This is a genomic window from Pontivivens ytuae (assembly GCF_015679265.1).
GTDB lineage: Bacteria > Pseudomonadota > Alphaproteobacteria > Rhodobacterales > Rhodobacteraceae > Pontivivens > Pontivivens ytuae.
In genome coordinates this window covers 1385356-1403019 of sequence record NZ_CP064942.1, presented here as the reverse complement: position 1 = coordinate 1403019, position 17664 = coordinate 1385356, and the positions used below count along the sequence as shown (strand labels likewise).

Sequence of the window (17664 nt, the reverse complement as noted above, 5' to 3'; positions counted from 1 at the left end):
GGCGTTTTTCGCCTCAGCGGATGTTCACGGTGGTGAAGGCGCCGTCCTGCACCTCCAGCTCACGGTAGGAGCCCGCAGCCTCGCCCGGCCCGATCAGCTCGACGCCGGTGGCACCGACATAGTCGACGTCGCCGCCTTCGGCGAGGATCTCCAGCGCGCGGCCCAGCTCGCCGGGGCCGATGGGCTCACCGGGGGCGTTGGCGACCGCGATCAGGTTCTCCGCGATCGCGCCGCGATCGGTGGAGCCCGCCGCCTGTGCCGCGAGGATCATCAGCGCGGCCGCATCGTAGCTCTCGCCGCGATAGGGGCCGTCGCCCTCGATGCCCGCACTCTTGGCCATTTCGTCGAAAGCCGCAAAATCCTCGCTGTCGGAGCCCGGTGCGGTGCCGAAGGTGCCGTCGATGTCGCCGCCGAAGGCTTCGGTCAGGCTGTCGCCGATCATGCCGTCGCCCAGCACGAAGGTGTCGAAAGCCCCCGTGTCGAGCGAGGACTGGATGATCCCGCGGCCGCCCTGGTCCACATAGCCGAAGACGGCGAGCGCGTCGGCGCCGGTGGCGGCCAGCGCGCCGACCTCGGCCGAGTAGTCGCCGCGGCCGTCTTCGTGTGCTGCGACCAGCTCCACGGTGCCGCCTGCCTCCTCGAACGCCGCCTGGAACGCGTCGGCGAGGCCCTGGCCGTAGTCGTTGTTGGTGTAGGTCACCGCGATGCTGTCGATGCCGCGCTCGGTCACGATATCGGCGAGGATCTGGCCCTGCCGCGCATCCGACGGGGCGGTGCGGAAGAAGAGGCCGTTATCCTCGATGGTCGACAGCGCCGGTGAGGTGGCGGACGGGGACACCATCACGACGCCGTTCGGGATCGCGACGTTGTTCGCAACGGCCGTCGTCACGCCGGAGCAGTCGGCGCCCATGATGCCGATCACGTTGTCCCCGGTGATCAGACGCTCGGCCGCTGCCGCTGCGGCCGCGCTGTCCACACAGGTGGAGTCGGCGCGGACGGGCGCGAGGACCGTTCCGTCGAGGAATGCGCCGCTCTCGTTCACCTCCGAAATCGCCAGTTCGGCCGAGGCCGCCATGTCGGGCGTGAGGGATTCGATCGGGCCGGTGAAGCCCAGGATGATGCCGATATTCGCGGTCTGGGCGTGGCTCTCGGCCAGTGCTCCCGTTGCCGCGGCACACAATGCGGTGCTGAGCAGGAAACGTTTCATCTTGTTCTCCCTGAGGTCACGTTGGACTGGCGCCATCAAAGGGGGCGCGAGCGTGGTTTACAAGCGGGTTTTGGCGTCATCCGGCGCGGTTTGCGGGCTCAGGAGAGGGCCGCGCCGTCGGCCCAGAGGCCCGGCGCGGGCCGGATTTCCCCGGTCACGAGGCCGCGCCGGTTCTTCTGCGGCGGGTTCAGGCGCTTGGCGATCAGCGGATGCGCGGGATCGGCGACGCCGAGCCGCGCGAGGATCGCCGCGATCGCGCATTCGGAGGCGCGGGTGGTCCCGTCTTCGATCTTCAGCGCCACGCCGAGGCCGAGCTCGGGCAGGATCGCGATGAAGACGGCCTCCGCCCCGGTCTTGATGACGGTGGGGCCGGGCATCGCGGCCATCATCTCCGAGCACGCGCGGCCCTCACCGGCGACGAGCAGCGGATGCGCCTTCATCGCGCTGACAAGGCGGCGGGCCGCGTTCTGACGCGCCTCACCGAGCCCGCCCGGATCGGCCATGCGCGCCATGGCGTAGGCGAGGCCACGCAGGCTGCTCGCATGGTTCGGGGCGGAGCAGCCGTCGATGCCGTGGCCCGGCGAGGTCTCGTCCGCCATCTCCTCATGCGCGGCCTTCACGGCCCGCTGCACCGGATGGTCGATCTCGTTGTACTCGGCCCCGCCGCCCAGATGCTTCGACAGGGTCAGAAAGCCCGCATGCTTGCCCGAGCAGTTGTTGTGGATCTGGCAGGCGCGCTCGCCGCTGTTCAGCAGCCGGTCCCGCTCCGCCTTGTCGTTGGGGAACTGCGGCCCGCAGCGCAGATCGCCCTCGCCGAGGCCCAGATCGCCGAGCCAGGCACCGACCCGCTCCGTATGGATAAGCGCGCCCTGGTGGGAGGCACAGGCGAGCGCCAGATGCGCGTCGCCAAGCCCCGCCGCCTCCGCCGCGCCGCTTTCGATCAGCGGCAGGGCCTGGAGCATCTTGCAGGAGGAGCGCGGAAACACCGTCGCATCCGCCGTGCCCCACTCGGCCAGAACGTCGCCGCCCGAATGGACCACCACGGCATGGCCGCGATGGACCGACTCGAGGAGACCGCCGCGCCAGACCTCAACGAGTTCGGCGGCAGCGGGGGAGCGGTCAGTCATCGTAGAGTTCCTGGATCATGTCGGGGCCCAGACGGTCGCGCATCCGGGCGAAGGCAAGGCGGACGCGGGACTTCACCGTGCCCAGCGGCACGCCCTCCCGCTCTGCGATCTCCACCTGGCTCAACCCCTCGAAGAAGGTGGCGAAGAGCACTGTGCGCTGGTTGTCGGGCAGTGTGGCAAGCGCCTCGCGCACCTGGGTCTGCCGCTCCATGGCCGAGACGGCGGCGCCACCATCGGGCTCCGGATCCGGCTGGAACATCGGGTCGTCCGGGTCGGGCTGGCGCCGCGCGCCGCGCCGTATGAGGTCGATCCGCCGGTTCCGCGCGATGGCGAAGATCCAGGTCGAGGGCGCGGCCTTCACCGGGTCGTAGCTCGATGCCTTGCGCCAGACCTGGACCATGACCTCCTGCGCGATCTCCTCGGCCTGGTCGTCTGGCATGGCGTAGCGCAGCAGGAAGGATTTCACCCGCCCCGCATAGCGGCCGAAGAGCTCGGCAAAGGCACTCTTGTCCTGCTGGGCCACCCGCAGCAGCAGCGCGATCTCCTCGGATCGCGGATCATCGTCCGGTATGGTGGCCGGCTCCGACGAAGGCTTGGGATGGGGGTCTGGCACGTCTTGCCCTCTCGAACGGGCCGCTTGCGCAACGCCGATCCGTCGAAAATCGTTGACGGGGTGGCCAGAAGCCGCCCCTTTTCGATACATTATCGGAGCCGCACCGGCGCAAGGCAAGCACGCGCTGTCTGCAAAGGGTCGGCACGCGGAACCGCCAGACACAGGGGCGGAGGCGATTTGGCGATGGAGCAGGTAATGAATTCTAAGGTTGTGTTGGTCGGGCTGGGGTTGATCGTGGGCTTCCCCGCCGCGGCGCAGGAGACGACGCGCGCCGACGCACATCAGAACTGGAGCGTTTTCGTGTCCGACAACGGCACGCGGGAATGCTGGATCGCGTCGGCGCCGACGCGGTCGGTCGCGACCAGGGACGGATCCCCCGTCACCGTGCGTCGTAGCGAGATCCGGATGATGGTCACGAGCCGTCCGACGGACGGGGTGGAGAACGAGGTGAGCTTCACCGGCGGCTATCCCTTCCGGCCCGACTCAGAGGTCAACGTGACCATCGGGGACAGCGAGTTCGCCTTCTACACCGATGGCGAATGGGCCTGGCCGTCCTCCCCCGCGGACGACGCGCGGGTCGTGGCGGCGATGCGAGCGGGCTCCGACGCGACCGTCGTCGGGACGTCATCGCGCGGCACTACAACGACGGACACGATCTCCCTGATCGGGTTCACGGCGGCACTGCGCGACGCGTCGGGCCGCTGCTCCAACTAGAATAGAAACAGCCATCATCCCCGAGCGGAGGATCTATCCATGAAGCTGAGCCGACTTTTCCTGATCGCGGCGGGCACCACCTGCCTGACGGCGCTGCCGGCGCTGGCACAGGACGCAGCGCTATGCGGCGGTTTCGGTGCGGATGCGGTCTGGGCCGGCGGGGATGAGGCATCCTCCGCGATCGACGGCGCGGCCGACCCCTTCACGCTGGAGGGCAGCGTTCCGGCCGGTGGGGCCTACACGGTGCTTTTCACCGTCGGTGCAGCCGCGGACGTCCGGGTCGAGGCGGAGCCGGAGGCTGCCGGGGATACGGTGATCGACCTGCGCGATGCCGCGGGCACGATCCTTCTGAACGACGACGATGGCGGCGGCTTCCTGTCCTCGCGGGGTGAGATCGCGCTGGAGCCCGGCACCTACTGTCTGTCGACCACCAGCTATGACAGCTCCGATATCGGCGCGACCATCCGGGTCGGCCTGCAGTCGCACGCGGCCCTGACCGACGCGCCCGCCCCGACGCCCGCTCCGGCCCCGGGTCCGGTCAATGAGGAGACCGCGAACCTTTGCGCAGGCTACGGCGCGCGCGCGGTCTGGGCGGGGGGCGACGAGGCCTCCTCGGCCATCGACCTCGCCTCCGGCCCGTTCACCGTGGCGGGCAGCATCCCGGCCAATGGCGAATACACCGTGCTCTTCACCGTCACCAACGGCACCGATGTCCGGGTCGAGGCGGCGCCGCAGCGTGAGGGCGACACGGTGATCGACCTGCGCGACGCGAACGGCACTGTTCTTCTGAGCGACGACGATGGCGGCGGGTTCCTGTCCTCCCGCGGGGAGACGTATCTCAATCCTGGCACCTACTGCCTCTCGGCCAGCAGCTATGACAGCAGCAACTTGCAAGCCGACATCCGCGTGGGTCTGACGACGCACGAGGCGCTGACCGCCGGATCCGGCAATGGCGGCGGCGCGGGCGGCGGCGTCTGCCTGCCCGATACCGAGGCGGTGGCGATCTTCGACGGTGCGCCGGTCGACAGCGAGCTTGAGGCGGGCCTCCGCCAGACGGCGGCGATCAACGACACGCCCTTCTATCGCTTCACCCTGTCCGAGCCGCAGCCGATCAGCGTCACGGCGGAGAACCCGAGCGCCGATCCGGTGCTCAGCATCTACGACGACACGGGCTACCTGCTGGCGGAGAACGACGATTTCGACGGGCTGAACTCCCGCATCGACTTCACCGAGCCGCTGGAGGCGGGCACCTACTGCATCGGGCTCGAGGCGCTGAGCGACGGCTTCTCCCCGGTCACCGTGACCCTGAGCGCCTACGACGAGGAAGCCTTCATGGCGAGCCTCTACAACAATGCCGAGGCCGCGCCGCCGCTCGACGGCAGCTACCCGGTCACGGATCTGGGCGCCATCGAAGGCCGGATCCGCCGCGACGTGCGAGACACCGACGACCTGCAGTGGTTCAGCTTCGAGGTGACGGAGCCCGGCCTGATCCTCATCGAGGGGATCGAGACCGGCAACAACGACCCGATGCTGACGCTGTTCGACGATCTGGGCCGGCGGCTCGACCAGAACGACGATTACGGCGCGACCTACTCCGCCCAGATCGCAGCGCGGGTCAATCGCGGGGTCTACCTGCTGGCGGTCGGCCGCCCGGGCGGCCTCTACGGCCAGGCCTCGGTGACGCGGCTGGCGATCGAGCGGTTCGTGCCGGCGCAGTGACGCTGTTCCACCGCGCCGCGGTGATCGAGCCGGGCCGGACGCTGGAGCGTCTGGCCCGGCTCTGTAGTCTGGGGGCGGAGCATGGCTGCCCGCCCGAGGCGCGGCTCGCCCCCGACATGTTCCCGCTGGTCGAGCAGGCTGCGACGGCCGCCCACTTCCCCCTGCGCGGCGCCTTCCCGCTCGCCGGTCGCGACGTGCCGGAACCCGAGCCGAACGACGACACGCTCCCCGGCATGGCCGACGCGGTGGAGCGGAGTGCGGCGGCCCTCGCCACGATCGGCCCGAAGGACCTCGACCTCACCCGCGAGATCGCCTTCGAAGCCGGTTTCGCGCAGCACAAGCTCGACGGCGAGGCATTCCTCCTCCGCTTCATCCTGCCGAACTTCCATTTCCACGTCGCCATGACCTACGCGATCCTGCGCGCGCAGGGTGTCCCCGTGGGCAAGGCGGATTTCGACGGGGTGCATGGCTATCCGCCCGGTTTCCGCTTCACCTGACTGGCAATTCGCGCTCCGATTTGCTATCTGACGGTCAAACGCCTCCCCTCATCCGGGAGGCGTCTTCGTTGGAGTAGCCGATATGTCCGAGCCCACCGCCCCGATCACGCAGGATCTGCTGACCATCAAGCGCGCGCCCGTGCCGGGTCTGCCGAACCTCGTCGGCATGACCCGTGCCGCCATGTGCGACGCGCTGATCGAGGCCGGAACGCCCGAGAAGCAGGCGAAGATGCGCGTCGGACAGATCTGGAGCTGGATCTACAACAAGGGCGTCTACGACTTCGACGCGATGACCAACCTTGCGAAGCCCTTCCGGGCCATGCTCGCCGAGCGGTTCCGCGTCGCGCTGCCCGAGGTCGTGACCAAGCAGGTCTCCACCGATGGCACCCGCAAGTATCTGCTCAGGATCGAGGGCGGGCACGAGGTCGAGACCGTCTACATCCCCGAAACCGACCGCGGCACGCTCTGCATCTCCTCCCAGGTCGGCTGCACGCTCACCTGCTCCTTCTGCCACACCGGCACGCAGAAGCTGGTGAGGAACCTCACTCCAGGCGAGATCATCGGGCAGGTACTCGTTGCCCGCGACGACCTCGGCGAATGGGGCAAGGGGCCGGAGGACAAGCGGCTCCTGTCGAACATCGTGCTGATGGGCATGGGCGAGCCGCTCTACAACTTCGAGGCCGTGCGCGACGCGATGAAGATCGCGATGGACCCCGAGGGCGTGGCTCTCTCCCGCCGCCGCATCACGCTCTCCACCTCTGGCGTGGTGCCCGAGATCGCGCGAACGGGGGAGGAGATCGGCTGCATGCTCGCCATCTCCTTCCACGCGACGACGAACGAGGTGCGCGACAAGCTCGTCCCGATCAACAAGCGCTGGGACATCGACGAGCTGCTGCAGGCCTGCCGCGACTACCCGCGCCTGTCCAACGCCGAGCGGATCACCTTCGAATACGTGATGCTCAAGGACGTCAACGACAGCGATGCGGACGCAAAGCGGCTGGTGAAACTGATCGAGGGGATCCCGGCGAAGATCAACCTGATCCCCTTCAATCCGTGGCCGGGCTCGCCCTACGAACGGTCCACGCCCGAGCGGATCGAGGCGTTCGGGCGCATCGTGAACCGCGCGGGCTATGCCTCCCCGGTGCGTCGCCCCCGCGGCGAGGACATCATGGCCGCCTGCGGCCAGCTCAAATCCGCCACCGAGCGCGCCCGCAAATCCCGCGCCCAGATCGCGGCCGAAGCCGGGCTCTGACATGCCGGGCCGCATCTTCCTCGACCAGGACGGTGCGGCGCTGGCGGATCACTTCGGTGTCGCTCCGGCCGACACGCCGACCGGCGTGGATCTTGCCCCGGACGAGGAACTCGCGCTCGTCCTGCCGGGCAAGCTCATCACCGCGCGCTGGGGCATGATCCCGAAGGGGGCCGTGAACGCCCGCGGTCGCCCGGTGATGGAAAAGCTCGTCAACATCCGCTCCGAAACGCTGCATGAGAAGACGGCCTTCGCGAAGATCCAGCACAATCGCGCGGTCCTGCCGGCCTCCGGCTGGTACGAGTGGACGGGCAAGACCGGGCGCAAGACCCGCTGGCGGATCAGCGCGCCGGACCAGCCGCTGCTCGCCTTCGCCGCGATCTACGACGTCTGGCACATGCCGGGCGGACGTGAACTGGTGAGCTTCGCCACGCTCACCTGCGAGCCCAACGCGGACGTGCGCGACATCCACCACCGGATGCCGGTCCTGCTGGACGATCCCGCTGCGTGGCTGGCAGGCGAGGCCCGGCCGATGCGCCCCGCCCCCGACGGCACGCTGACGGTCGAGAAATCCGAACTCTAGGCATTTATGTCCGCGCATTTTCGCGACGCCAGACCGATGCGGCCGGACTGGAAAATGCTTCAGTCCTTCACCCGCCGCAGCCGGTAGGTGCCCTCCGGCAGATCGAGCGCCGCGCGCAGATCGCGAAGCTGCGCCGTGGACAGCACCACGGTCTGCACCTTGCCCGTCCGCTCGTCGAGCTGCTCCACCCGCGCCCCGTCGTCGAAGACGGTGATGGTCACGTCCTCGACCGCCTCCGCCTCGTCGATCAGGGTGACGACCGTCGCGTCGAATTCGTGCTCGATGGTGAACATTACGGCAGTGCCTCTTCTGGGCCGGAAGACGCTTCAGCATCGTCAGCTTCCACGCCGCTGTCCATGCCAATGCTCCGGAACATGTCCATCTGCACCACGCCGTAGCCGTTTCGCTCGAACAACATGCGAGAGGCCTCGTTGCCGCCCCAGATCGTGGCGGAGATCCCGCTGCACCGCTCCACCTTCGCCATCGCCGCCGCGTGATCGAGCAGGCGCTGGCCGAGGCCCTGTCCGCGTGTCGTGTCCCGCACCGTGATGTCTTCGATGTAGAGGACGCTGCGCCCGTGCATCGGCTCGGTCCATAGCCGGGTCAGGCAGTGGCCCGCCACGCCGCCCGCATCGCGGATGACGAACGCGCTCTTCGACGGCCGCATGGGGCCGACGACCCACTTGCGCGGGAAGTGCTTGCGCAGCGCCACCAGGCACATGTCGCGGCCGAGCTCCCACGGCGGGAAGGCCTCCGGGAACCTGCGGGAATGCCAGTCATGCGTCTGCTGCTGGAGGAGCAGGATGTCCGGCAAATCCTCCCAGACGGCGCATTCGACGGTCGGAACCATGGGGTCTCATCCCGGATCGGCAGGGTCGGCAAGCTGATCGCAGGCCTTTGCGTCGAGAGTGAGGCCGTCGCCCCGATCTGCCCTTCAGGTTGTGCTTCCGGGCACTGTCTGTCTCGACGTCCGGATGGCGAGCTCGATGTGGCCCTATGCCGGATCGGCGGCGCGCGCCAGGACGGAAATGTCGGGCCAGTCGAGGCGGATCGAGGTGGTCGGCACCGCAAAGTCCGGATCCGGCCCGCGCCACGTCTCCACGGCGCCCAGACGGCGATAGAACCGCTCCGCCCCGTCGTTTCCCGCGATGATGTAGAGGTAGAGCGACCGCGCCCCGGCCTCCTGCGCCCGCGCCGCCGCTTCCGCCAGCAATCGCGCGCCGATCCCAAGGCCCCGACCATGCGCCGCGACATGCAGCGCATCGACATAGGCCTCCTCGCCCGGCTGCACCCAGACGAACCCGGCGAGCCCCTGCGATCCGTCCGCCACCAGCACGACGCCCTCCGGAACCTGCGCCCACTTCGCGGCGAGCTCCGCTGGAACGGCCTCCGCGAGGTAGGCGGCAGGCAGAATGCCCCGATAAACGTCCCGCCAGCTCGCCACATGTAGCGCGGCGATAGCGGGCAGGTCGGAAGGGATCGCGTCTCGGAGCAACATGCAGCGGACGCTAGTCGTTGCAGGGCCTCTCCGTCCAGACGCCCATCTCCTATGGACACCGGGTTCGCGTATTTCGGGAAAGATGAAAGCGCCGCTCTCTTCTTCTTTGCCCATACACGCCGGGGTCCGGGGCAGCGCCCCGGCTGCCCGCAGGGCCAGAGGGCGCGCGCGTCAGCGCTCCGCCGTATTCAGACCGGCGTGCCCCAGAGGTCGTATTCGCTGGCCTCGTCGACCTCGACCGTCACGATGTCGCCGGGCGAGAGCGCCTCGAAGCCCTCGTCGATGAAGAGGTTGCCGTCGATCTCCGGCGCATCCGCCTTGGTGCGGCAGACGGCCCCCTCGCCGTCCACCTCGTCCACGATCACGTCGAGGCGGGTGCCGACCTTGGCCGCCAGCTTCTCGGCCGAGATGCGCTGGGCAACCTCCATGAAGCGGGCGTAGCGCTCCTCCTTCACCTCTTCGGACACGTGGTCGGGCAAGGCGTTGGAGCGGGCGCCGGCCACGTTTTCATACTTGAAGGCGCCGACCCGGTCGAGTCGCGCCTCCTCCATCCAGTCGAGCAGGTGCTGGAACTCGGCTTCCGTCTCGCCGGGATAGCCGACGATGAAGGTGGAGCGCAGGACGATCTCCGGGTTGATCGCGCGCCAGGCGGCGATGCGCTCCAGCGTCTTCGCCGAGGCCGCGGGGCGGGCCATGCGCTTGAGCACGTCGGGGTGGGAGTGCTGGAAAGGGATGTCGAGGTAGGGCAGCAGGTTCTCGCCCATATGCGGGATCAGCTTGTCCACATGCGGGTACGGATAGACGTAGTGGAGCCTGACCCACGCCCCGAGCGTCGCCATCTCCCGCGACAGGTCCTCGATATGGGTCCGGACCTCGCGCCCTTGCCAGTCGTGCACGTCATGCTTCCGGTCCACCCCGTAGGCCGACGTGTCCTGCGAGATCACGAGGATCTCCTTCACCCCGCTCTCCACCAGCTTTTCCGCCTCGCGCAGCACTGCGTGGACGGGGCGGGAGGCCAGCCGCCCACGCATATCCGGGATGATGCAAAACTTGCACTTGTGATTGCAGCCCTCGGAGATCTTCAGATACGCGAAGTGGCGTGGCGTGAGCTTCAGCCCTGCAGGCGGCAGCAGGTCGATGAAGGGGTCGGGGTCCGGCGGCACGGCGTCGTGCACGGCATCCAGCACTTGCTCGTACTGGTGCGGCCCGGTGACGGCGAGCACCGACGGATGGGTGCCGCGGATGTAGTCCTCCTCCGCCCCCAGACAGCCGGTGACGATGACCTTGCCGTTCTCCTGCAACGCCTCGCCGATCGCCTCCAGGCTCTCGGCCTTCGCGCTGTCGAGGAAGCCGCAGGTGTTCACGATCACTGCGTTGGCACCCGCATAGTCACCGGTGATCGCGTAGCCCTCTGCTCGCAGCCGCGTCAGGATGCGCTCGCTGTCCACCAGCGCCTTTGGACAGCCGAGCGAGACCATGCCGATCTTCGGCTGGCCGGGACGGGCGGTGTCGCCGACCGCGGCGCGCGGCGCGAGGTCGGGGCGCAGATTCGGCGGGTTGAGGCTCATGGCGCGGCCTTAGCCCAGATCGGGGGCGGAGGAAAGCGGGGCTAGCGGCTGCGCAGCTCCGCGAAGGCCCGATCCATCAGGAGGCCGAGCCCGGCATAGAAGACTGACACCCGCAACCGGCGCCCGCCGCGGAAGATCAACTGCGTCTCCAGCGATCCGGCGCTGGGGACGATCCGCTGGAGATCGGCCCAGGCAAAACTGCGCCAGCGGCCCAGCATGTCCCGGTCCATCACCTGCTCCGCGTCGAAGGCGATGGTCATGGACCACATCGACCAGCCCATCCACAGGAAGGCGGTGGCGCAGAGCGCCGCAACGGCCTGCGTGAGAAGCGTCGGCGCGGCCATGAAACCCCAGAAGACCAGCGCGGCGAGCGCCACGCCCAGCATCGCGCCGCCCCAGCGGGCGCCGGGTTTGAGCCGCATCACCACGACTTCGCCAGCGACCAGCTCTACCCGTTCGCCGCCGAGGCCGAAGATCCCCGCGATCAGGGCAAAGGCGGGAAGCGCAATCAGCGGCTGCGCCAGCAAGGTGAGCCCGATCAGGAGGAGCTGTTGCCCGCTGAGCGTGACGCCGATCTGCGTGAGGCCGAACCGCAGCGGCTCGGTCAGCAGAGGCGACTGCATCCACGCCAGCGCCGCTAAAAGCCCAAGACCGGCGAACAGCAACAACAGCCAGACGGCAACGCGCACCATCATGCTTCGAGCGCCGCCTTCCACCCGCTCACATCGGTCATGATCGCATCACCCATGTGGCGCATATTGGCGAGCGAGCGCGCCCCGGCCTCCGCCGAGCCGTGGCCGCACGCCTCCTCGATCACGATCGGGATCAGGCCGAGGTCGGAGCCGTGGCGGACGCTGGGATAGATCCCGATCTCGGTGGCCACCCCGCAGATGGCGAAGGACACCAGCCCCAGATCGCGCAGCGTCATGGCGAGCGGCGTTCCTTCGAAGGCGGACATGCCGAGCTTGTCGAAGATCGCCTCGTCCTCCCGCGGCGCCAGCTCCGGCGCCAGCGCATGGGCCGGGCTGCCGCGCAGGAACCAGGGCTTCACCGCCCCCGGATCGTCGGTCCGCTGCCACGTCATCGCCTGGCGCATCTGGAACGTGCCCATCAGTTTCACCGGCAGCGACATGTGCCGCAGGAAGATCACGGGCATCCCGGCGGTCCGCGCCGCCTCCAGCGCGCCCAGCACCCGCTCCAGCACAGCCGCGCCGTCTGCGAGCTGCGACAGAATCCCGGCCTGCATGTCATAGACCACCAGCGCGCACCGCTCCGGGCGCGCGAGGTCGGTCAGTGAAGTCGATGTGTTCGTCATGGCGTCCCTCTCCTGCGGCGCGCACCCTAGCATGGATTGGCGGGCAGTCAGACTGTTGCGAAGAGGACCTGCAGTGCTACTTCTGCGCCAGCACGGACCGGGATCGCCAGCCATGACCGAAGAGACCGAGGGCCAGCCGCCTTCCGACGACGCCTATGCCCTGAACGCCGCCACGGTGGACGCGATCCTCGCCGCGGTCGAGGTCGGCGCGCGGGAGCGGCTGATCGAGTATCTCGCCCACATGCACCCCGCCGACGTGGCCGACCTTCTCGAACAGATCGAGGAGCCGCGGCGGGTGAGGCTTGTCGAGCTCTGGGGACCCGATCTGAACGGCGACGTGCTCACGGAGCTGGAGGAGGGCGTTCGCGACACCGTCCTTGCCACCCTGACGCCAAAGCAGCTCTCCGAGGCGGTGCAGGAGCTCGACACCGACGACGTCGTCTACCTCGTCGAGGATCTGGACGAGCCGCAGCAGGAGGCCGTGCTTGACGCGCTCGACGATGCGGATCGGGTCGCCGTCGAGCAGTCGCTCACCTATCCCGAATACACCGCCGGCCGCCTGATGCAGCGGGAGATGGTGACGGCGCCGGTCCACTGGACCGTCGGCGACGTCATCGACTACATGCGCGCCTCCGACGATCTGCCCGAGCAGTTCTACGACATCATCATCGTTGATCCGGCCATGCACCCGGTGGGCGAGGTGCGGCTGGGCAAGGTCATGGCCCATCCGCGCAGCGTGAAGCTCGACACCCTGATGGAGCAAGACTTCCGCACCATCCCCGTCGATCAGCGGCAGGAGGATGTCGCCTACGCCTTCAACCAGTACCACATGATCCAGGCCCCGGTGGTGAACGCCGATGGCCGGCTCGTGGGCATCGTTACCATCGACGACGCGATGGACGTGCTGGAGGACGAGGCGGAGGAGGACATGAAGCTCCTCGCCGGTGTCGGCGACGAGGAGATCAGCGACAGCACCATGGCTATCGTGCAGCGCCGCTTCCCGTGGCTTCTGGTGAACCTGATCACGGCGATCATCGCCTCCATCGTGATCTCGCTGTTCTCCTCGACCATCGAGGCGATCGTGGCGCTCGCCGTGCTGATGCCGATCGTCGCCAGCATGGGCGGGAACGCCGCGACGCAGACGCTGACCGTGGCGGTGCGGGCGCTCGCCACGCGCGACCTCACCGGGTCGAACGCCATGCGGATCGTGCGGCGGGAGCTTGTCGCAGGCACGATCAACGGCGCCGCCTTCGCGGTCATCATGGCCGTGGTCGGCATCATCTGGTTCGGCAACCCGATGCTGGGCGTCGTGCTCGCCATCGCCATGGTCGGCAACCTCGCCGTCGCCGGGCTCGCCGGGATCCTCGTTCCCATCGGGCTCGACCGCGCCGGTGCGGATCCGGCGCTGGCCTCCGGTACTTTCGTAACCACCGTGACGGACGTGGTGGGCTTCCTGCTCTTCCTGGGGCTCGCCTCCGCCCTGCTGCTTTGAGGCGCGGAATCCGAGTATTTGTGCGAACTCGAAGCCCCTTTCGATTTCGTCCAAATACTCCCGCGCGGCGCGCACCCGACCTTCGCCCCCCTTGACCCGCCCGCCCGGACGGGCAGGCTGGCCCGACACCTGAGAGGAGCCTGCCCATGACCGACCTGCCCGACAGCATCGATGCGACGCAGGCGCTTCTGAGCGGTGCGGGCTACGTGGCGGGCCGCGACCTCGCCACCGTCGCCTTCCTCGCGCTGAAGCTCGGGCGGCCGCTGTTTCTGGAGGGTGAGGCGGGTGTCGGCAAGACCGAGATCGCGAAGGCGCTCAGCGCCGCGCTCGGCCGCCGCCTGATCCGGCTCCAGTGCTACGAGGGGCTCGACGCGGCCTCCGCTGTCTACGAATGGAACTTCCCCGCCCAGATGGTCGCGATCCGCACGGCGGAGGCGGCGGGCAGCGCCGACCGCGATGCGCTCACGCGGGAGCTCTTCTCCGGCGACTACCTCATCTCCCGTCCGCTCCTCGAAGCGATGGAGCCGCAGGAGGCCGGACCGCCGGTCCTGCTGATCGACGAGCTCGACCGCACCGACGAGCCGTTCGAGGCGTTCCTGCTGGAGGCCCTAAGCGATTTCGCCGTCACCATCCCGGAGCTCGGCACCGTCAAGGCGCCTGAGCCGCCCATCGTGATCCTCACCTCCAACCGCACGCGCGAGGTGCACGACGCCCTCAAGCGCCGCTGCCTCTATCACTGGGTCGACTACCCCAGCTTCGACCGTGAGATGCAGATCGTCACCGCCCGCGCGCCTGAGGCGGCGGAGGCGCTGAGCCGTGAGGTCGTCGCCTTCGTCCAGAAGCTGCGGACGGAGGATCTCTTCAAGAAACCGGGCGTGGCCGAGACCATCGACTGGGCCAAGTGCCTCGTCGCCCTCGACGCGATCGAGCTCAGCCCGCAGGTCATCGCCGATACACTCGGTGCGATACTCAAGTATCAGGACGACATCCAGAAACTGCAGGGGTCCGAGGCAAAAAGGATACTGGACGAGGCGCGCGCGGAGCTTGCCTGAGGCTCTTTCTTGACAGGTGGGATGCCGGCTCACACGGTTCAGTCGCCATCCAACAACGAAATGAAAGGTTCCAGGAATGCGCGCCCTTCTTCTGTCCACCCTGCTCGCCACGGCACCGGTCGCCGCCATCGCCTGCCCGAACTGGCAGGGCACGCCGACCTATGGCGACGTGCAACTGTCCGCGGGCTTCCTGCCCGATCCGCATACGGTCAACCTCGTGGCGGGCGGTCCGAACGACCTGACCAAGTGCGGTGTCGGCGGTGCCGGCTTCGTCGCGACCGACCCGGACTACGACGTCTACTGGTCCGACAGCACCGGCTCTCTGACCTTCAGCGTATCCTCGGCCGAGGACACGGTCCTGCTGATCAACGCGCCCGACGGCTCCTGGCTCTATAACGACGACACCAATGGGCTGAACCCGGAGATCGTGGTGAACAAGCCGCAGGAAGGGCTCTACGACATCTGGGTCGGCTCGTACGACCCGACGGGCTACGCCAACGCTCAGCTCAGCGTCAGCGAGTTCTGAGACATAGATCTGACGCCGCCGGGCTCACGTCGCGGCGGCGTGTTGACAGATTGGGGGGTGAGGTCGCAGCCTGAAGGGGCTGGGGGCATGTTCAACGCGAACAGGAAAGCCCATCAGCCATGCGCATGTTTCTCGCTGCCGCCCTTCTCGCCGCCTCACCCGCGATCGCCTGCCCCAACTGGCAGGGCGCTCCGCATTTCGGGCAGATCGATCTGCGGGCCGGTTTCCAGCCCGATCCCCATATCCGCTCCATCACGGCGGGGGGCACCCACGACCTCGCCCGCTGCTTCGGCAACAACTGGGCCGGTTTCGTCACCGTGCGCCCGGATTTCGACCTGTACTGGAACGGGCAGAGCCGCCAGCTTACCATTGCGGTCCAATCCAGGGCCGATACGGTGCTTCTGGTCAACGCGCCCGATGGCTCGTGGCACTACAACGACGACTATCAGGGCCTGAACTCGGCCATCACGTTCCGCAATCCGCAGCAGGGGCTCTATGACATCTGGATCGGCAGCTACGACGGGTCGCGGCGCAATCCCGGCACGCTCATGTTCACCGAGTACGATTACTGAGGGGTGCGGGGTCGGCGATGGCTGAGTTCGCCGACCTTCCGCTGCCGGAAAACCCGCGGCTCGCCCAGAACATCACGCATTTCGCCCGCGCCCTGCGCCGCGCGGGTTTGCGCGTCGGCCCCGGCCAGGTGGTCGATGCAATCCGCGCGGTGGAGGCCGCGGGCTTCTCCGAGAAGCGCGACTTCTTCTGGACGCTCCACGCCTGCTTCGTCCGCAAGCCGGAGGAGCGGAGCACCTTCGCCCAGGTCTTCCGCCTCTACTGGCGCGACCCGCAGTTCCTCGAAAAGATGATGGAGATGCTCACGCCCATGGTGCGCGGCGTGAACGAGCAGCCCGACCCCAAGGCGGCCGAACGGCGCGCCGCCGAGGCGCTGCTCGACCAGCCCGAGGCGCCGCCGCCCGAGCTGGACCGGGAGGAGGGCGAGCGGATCGAGATCGACGCGACGCTCACCTTCTCCGCCGAGGAGAAGCTGCGTCACACCGATTTCGAGCAGATGACCACCGCGGAACTGGCCGAGGCGCGGCGCGCGATCGCCAAGCTGGAACTGCCCGTCCGCCCCATCGCGTCACGCCGCACGCGGGTCTCCACCCGCGGCCATATTGCCGACTGGCGCGGCACCATGCGTGCGGCTATGCGCACCGGCGACATCACGCGGCTGGAGCTGAAGGAGCGGCGGACGCGCTGGCCGAACCTTGTGGCGCTCTGTGACATCTCGGGCTCCATGTCCGGCTACAGCCGCATGCTGCTCCACTTCCTGCACATGGCCGCGAACCAGAAGGGCGCGGGCTGGGCGCAGGTCCACGCCTTCACCTTCGGCACGCGGCTCACCAATATCACGCGGCACCTGCGCCAGCGCGACGTGGATGCTGCCCTCGCCGCCACGGGGGCGGAGGCGCTGGATTGGGAGGGGGGCACCCGGATCGGCGCCTGCCTGCACGCCTTCAACCGCGACTGGTCGCGGCGCGTGTTGGGGCAGGGCGCCGTGGTGCTGTTGATCACCGACGGCCTCGACCGCGACGCGCCCGAGCTGCTGGAACGCGAGGCCGAGCGCCTGCGCCTGTCGAGCCGCAAGCTCATCTGGCTCAACCCGCTCCTGCGGTTCGACGGGTTCGCGCCGAGGGCCAGGGGCGTGCAGGCTCTGCTTCCGAATGTGGACAGTTTTCGCGCGGCCCACTCGATCGCATCCCTTGAGGATCTCTCGGCCGCGCTGACGCGGGCGGAGGATCAGGGGCTCAGGGCCCGGATGCTCGGCCGCATGACGCCCGGCGGGCCATGAAGGCCGCGGGCGTCCGTCGGTCAGGTCAGCTACCCTGGCTGGGCGCCTGACGGGTCTGGATGACAATCGCGATTTCTTCCATCGTCATGTCATCGAGCTGTTCGGCGGTCAGGCCGGTCAGCCCTTGCAGGTGGTGGTTGCCCGTGTCCTGAGCGGCTGCGGGCGAGATCACGGCCATGAGGGCCGCGGCAAGGGCGAGTGCTTTAATCGAAATACGCATCTTCTTCTTCCTTTCCTCGGGGCGGTGCGGAATAGCCTCCGCCCGTCGATGGTAGATATGTGGTAGAGACCACCGGTCTCTTAAACTTCGATCTGCGCAATGGACCTGCGCGGATCGGGAAACAATCAGAACTGCGCCTGCCGTGCCTCGATTACGTCGGCGAGCTCTTCGAGGCTCATCTGCTCGATCGTCGCAGCGTCGAGGCCGGTTATCCCGCCAAGCGCGTGGTTGCCGGTGACAGCCACGTCACTCTGCTGAGCGGTCGCGGTCAGGGCGGCGGTGAGCATTGCTGCGAGGGCGATTGCCGTAAAGATCTTGGTCATGTCTTCGGTCCTTCCTTGGGCGGGTCCGGCTGTGTTGTCCCCTAGTTGGGGTCGGCCGGACGGTGCTTAAGGCACGAAACGTTCACCGTAAGAGTTTCGCACAGGAAACAAT

21 protein-coding genes are annotated in these 17664 nt (G+C 68.1%); 10 read left to right on the top strand and 11 right to left on the bottom strand.

Annotation, left to right across the window (positions count from 1 at the left end):
• Nucleotides 1-13: 13 nt before the first annotated feature.
• From I0K15_RS06770 to I0K15_RS06760, 3 genes are all read right to left on the bottom strand, one after another.
• Nucleotides 14-1207 (bottom strand): ABC transporter substrate-binding protein, encoded by a 1194-nt coding sequence (locus tag I0K15_RS06770; protein ID WP_196104631.1) that lies wholly within the window; start codon nucleotides 1205-1207, stop codon nucleotides 14-16.
• Between the two features lie 98 nt (nucleotides 1208-1305).
• A complete protein-coding gene (locus I0K15_RS06765; protein WP_196104630.1) occupies nucleotides 1306-2334 on the bottom strand; it encodes an asparaginase in 1029 nt (342 codons plus the stop codon).
• Nucleotides 2327-2947 (bottom strand): sigma-70 family RNA polymerase sigma factor, encoded by a 621-nt coding sequence (locus I0K15_RS06760; protein ID WP_230374320.1) that lies wholly within the window; start codon nucleotides 2945-2947, stop codon nucleotides 2327-2329. Before I0K15_RS06760 ends, I0K15_RS06765 begins: the two co-directional genes overlap by 8 nt.
• Before the next feature lie 195 nt (nucleotides 2948-3142).
• Here I0K15_RS06760 and I0K15_RS06755 point away from each other — a divergent pair, with 195 nt between their 5' ends.
• The 5 genes from I0K15_RS06755 to I0K15_RS06735 all read left to right on the top strand — a co-directional run bounded on the left by I0K15_RS06755 (nucleotide 3143) and on the right by I0K15_RS06735 (nucleotide 7709).
• Nucleotides 3143-3661 (top strand): invasion associated locus B family protein, encoded by a 519-nt coding sequence (locus I0K15_RS06755; RefSeq protein WP_196104628.1) that lies wholly within the window; start codon nucleotides 3143-3145, stop codon nucleotides 3659-3661.
• 39 nt (nucleotides 3662-3700) lie between these two features.
• Nucleotides 3701-5380: a PPC domain-containing protein gene (locus I0K15_RS06750; RefSeq protein WP_196104627.1), complete on the top strand. Its 1680-nt coding sequence runs from the start codon at nucleotides 3701-3703 to the stop codon at nucleotides 5378-5380.
• Nucleotides 5377-5877 (top strand): DUF1993 family protein, encoded by a 501-nt coding sequence (locus tag I0K15_RS06745; RefSeq protein WP_196104626.1) that lies wholly within the window; start codon nucleotides 5377-5379, stop codon nucleotides 5875-5877. The genes I0K15_RS06750 and I0K15_RS06745 overlap by 4 nt, the downstream gene beginning before the upstream one ends.
• An 82-nt stretch (nucleotides 5878-5959) precedes the next feature.
• On the top strand, nucleotides 5960-7129 hold the full coding sequence (gene rlmN, locus I0K15_RS06740) for a dual-specificity RNA methyltransferase RlmN (protein ID WP_196104625.1): 1170 nt from the start codon (nucleotides 5960-5962) through the stop codon (nucleotides 7127-7129).
• 1 nt (nucleotide 7130) lies between these two features.
• Nucleotides 7131-7709 (top strand): SOS response-associated peptidase, encoded by a 579-nt coding sequence (locus tag I0K15_RS06735; RefSeq protein ID WP_196104624.1) that lies wholly within the window; start codon nucleotides 7131-7133, stop codon nucleotides 7707-7709.
• Between the two features lie 59 nt (nucleotides 7710-7768).
• On the opposite strand, the gene I0K15_RS06730 is transcribed toward I0K15_RS06735, so the two are convergent.
• From I0K15_RS06730 to I0K15_RS06705, 6 genes are all read right to left on the bottom strand, one after another.
• Complete coding sequence (locus tag I0K15_RS06730; RefSeq protein ID WP_196104623.1) at nucleotides 7769-8002, bottom strand: hypothetical protein; 234 nt, start codon at nucleotides 8000-8002, stop codon at nucleotides 7769-7771.
• Nucleotides 8002-8559 (bottom strand): GNAT family N-acetyltransferase, encoded by a 558-nt coding sequence (locus tag I0K15_RS06725; protein ID WP_196104622.1) that lies wholly within the window; start codon nucleotides 8557-8559, stop codon nucleotides 8002-8004. Before I0K15_RS06725 ends, I0K15_RS06730 begins: the two co-directional genes overlap by 1 nt.
• 144 nt (nucleotides 8560-8703) lie before the next feature.
• On the bottom strand, nucleotides 8704-9207 hold the full coding sequence (locus tag I0K15_RS06720; RefSeq protein WP_196104621.1) for a GNAT family N-acetyltransferase: 504 nt from the start codon (nucleotides 9205-9207) through the stop codon (nucleotides 8704-8706).
• A gap of 188 nt (nucleotides 9208-9395) precedes the next feature.
• Nucleotides 9396-10775, bottom strand: coding sequence for a 30S ribosomal protein S12 methylthiotransferase RimO (rimO, locus tag I0K15_RS06715; protein WP_196104620.1), 1380 nt, complete (start codon nucleotides 10773-10775; stop codon nucleotides 9396-9398).
• A gap of 41 nt (nucleotides 10776-10816) precedes the next feature.
• Nucleotides 10817-11470: a hypothetical protein gene (locus I0K15_RS06710; protein WP_196104619.1), complete on the bottom strand. Its 654-nt coding sequence runs from the start codon at nucleotides 11468-11470 to the stop codon at nucleotides 10817-10819.
• Nucleotides 11467-12090 (bottom strand): cysteine hydrolase family protein, encoded by a 624-nt coding sequence (locus I0K15_RS06705; protein ID WP_196104618.1) that lies wholly within the window; start codon nucleotides 12088-12090, stop codon nucleotides 11467-11469. The genes I0K15_RS06710 and I0K15_RS06705 overlap by 4 nt, the downstream gene beginning before the upstream one ends.
• 112 nt (nucleotides 12091-12202) lie before the next feature.
• Between I0K15_RS06705 and mgtE the strand changes: the two genes are divergently transcribed.
• The 5 genes from mgtE to I0K15_RS06680 all read left to right on the top strand — a co-directional run bounded on the left by mgtE (nucleotide 12203) and on the right by I0K15_RS06680 (nucleotide 17009).
• Complete coding sequence (gene mgtE, locus I0K15_RS06700) at nucleotides 12203-13582, top strand: magnesium transporter (protein ID WP_196104617.1); 1380 nt, start codon at nucleotides 12203-12205, stop codon at nucleotides 13580-13582.
• A 146-nt stretch (nucleotides 13583-13728) separates the two neighbouring features.
• On the top strand, nucleotides 13729-14634 hold the full coding sequence (locus I0K15_RS06695) for an AAA family ATPase (protein ID WP_196104616.1): 906 nt from the start codon (nucleotides 13729-13731) through the stop codon (nucleotides 14632-14634).
• 76 nt (nucleotides 14635-14710) lie between these two features.
• A complete protein-coding gene (locus tag I0K15_RS06690) occupies nucleotides 14711-15160 on the top strand; it encodes a peptidase S1 (protein ID WP_196104615.1) in 450 nt (149 codons plus the stop codon).
• A gap of 125 nt (nucleotides 15161-15285) precedes the next feature.
• Nucleotides 15286-15732, top strand: a complete 447-nt coding sequence (locus I0K15_RS06685; protein WP_196104614.1) for a peptidase S1 — start codon at nucleotides 15286-15288, stop codon at nucleotides 15730-15732.
• 17 nt (nucleotides 15733-15749) lie between these two features.
• Nucleotides 15750-17009 carry a vWA domain-containing protein gene (locus tag I0K15_RS06680; RefSeq protein WP_196104613.1) on the top strand — a complete coding sequence of 420 codons (1260 nt, stop codon included), beginning with the start codon at nucleotides 15750-15752 and terminating at the stop codon, nucleotides 17007-17009.
• Nucleotides 17010-17034: 25 nt separating this feature from the next.
• Here the strand turns inward: I0K15_RS06680 and I0K15_RS06675 are convergent, their stop codons facing one another.
• Nucleotides 17035-17229: a hypothetical protein gene (locus I0K15_RS06675; protein WP_196104612.1), complete on the bottom strand. Its 195-nt coding sequence runs from the start codon at nucleotides 17227-17229 to the stop codon at nucleotides 17035-17037.
• Nucleotides 17230-17354: 125 nt separating this feature from the next.
• Entirely contained in the window at nucleotides 17355-17552 is a 198-nt protein-coding gene (locus I0K15_RS06670) for a hypothetical protein (RefSeq protein WP_196104611.1), read from the bottom strand.
• Between the last annotated feature and the right edge of the window lie 112 nt (nucleotides 17553-17664).

Excerpts from the sequence above, each read along its gene's own strand:
- I0K15_RS06770 (WP_196104631.1), bottom strand. The coding sequence starts at position 1,207 with ATGAAACGTTTCCTGCTCAGCACCGCATTGTGTGCCGCGGCAACGGGA.
- I0K15_RS06765 (WP_196104630.1), bottom strand. The coding sequence starts at position 2,334 with ATGACTGACCGCTCCCCCGCTGCCGCCGAACTCGTTGAGGTCTGGCGC.
- I0K15_RS06755 (WP_196104628.1), top strand. The coding sequence starts at position 3,143 with ATGAATTCTAAGGTTGTGTTGGTCGGGCTGGGGTTGATCGTGGGCTTC.
- I0K15_RS06750 (WP_196104627.1), top strand. The coding sequence starts at position 3,701 with ATGAAGCTGAGCCGACTTTTCCTGATCGCGGCGGGCACCACCTGCCTG.
- rlmN (WP_196104625.1), top strand. The coding sequence starts at position 5,960 with ATGTCCGAGCCCACCGCCCCGATCACGCAGGATCTGCTGACCATCAAG.
- I0K15_RS06735 (WP_196104624.1), top strand. The coding sequence starts at position 7,131 with ATGCCGGGCCGCATCTTCCTCGACCAGGACGGTGCGGCGCTGGCGGAT.
- I0K15_RS06730 (WP_196104623.1), bottom strand. The coding sequence starts at position 8,002 with ATGTTCACCATCGAGCACGAATTCGACGCGACGGTCGTCACCCTGATC.
- I0K15_RS06725 (WP_196104622.1), bottom strand. The coding sequence starts at position 8,559 with ATGGTTCCGACCGTCGAATGCGCCGTCTGGGAGGATTTGCCGGACATC.
- I0K15_RS06720 (WP_196104621.1), bottom strand. The coding sequence starts at position 9,207 with ATGTTGCTCCGAGACGCGATCCCTTCCGACCTGCCCGCTATCGCCGCG.
- rimO (WP_196104620.1), bottom strand. The coding sequence starts at position 10,775 with ATGAGCCTCAACCCGCCGAATCTGCGCCCCGACCTCGCGCCGCGCGCC.
- I0K15_RS06710 (WP_196104619.1), bottom strand. The coding sequence starts at position 11,470 with ATGATGGTGCGCGTTGCCGTCTGGCTGTTGTTGCTGTTCGCCGGTCTT.
- I0K15_RS06705 (WP_196104618.1), bottom strand. The coding sequence starts at position 12,090 with ATGACGAACACATCGACTTCACTGACCGACCTCGCGCGCCCGGAGCGG.
- mgtE (WP_196104617.1), top strand. The coding sequence starts at position 12,203 with ATGACCGAAGAGACCGAGGGCCAGCCGCCTTCCGACGACGCCTATGCC.
- I0K15_RS06695 (WP_196104616.1), top strand. The coding sequence starts at position 13,729 with ATGACCGACCTGCCCGACAGCATCGATGCGACGCAGGCGCTTCTGAGC.
- I0K15_RS06690 (WP_196104615.1), top strand. The coding sequence starts at position 14,711 with ATGCGCGCCCTTCTTCTGTCCACCCTGCTCGCCACGGCACCGGTCGCC.
- I0K15_RS06685 (WP_196104614.1), top strand. The coding sequence starts at position 15,286 with ATGTTTCTCGCTGCCGCCCTTCTCGCCGCCTCACCCGCGATCGCCTGC.
- I0K15_RS06680 (WP_196104613.1), top strand. The coding sequence starts at position 15,750 with ATGGCTGAGTTCGCCGACCTTCCGCTGCCGGAAAACCCGCGGCTCGCC.
- I0K15_RS06675 (WP_196104612.1), bottom strand. The coding sequence starts at position 17,229 with ATGCGTATTTCGATTAAAGCACTCGCCCTTGCCGCGGCCCTCATGGCC.
- I0K15_RS06670 (WP_196104611.1), bottom strand. The coding sequence starts at position 17,552 with ATGACCAAGATCTTTACGGCAATCGCCCTCGCAGCAATGCTCACCGCC.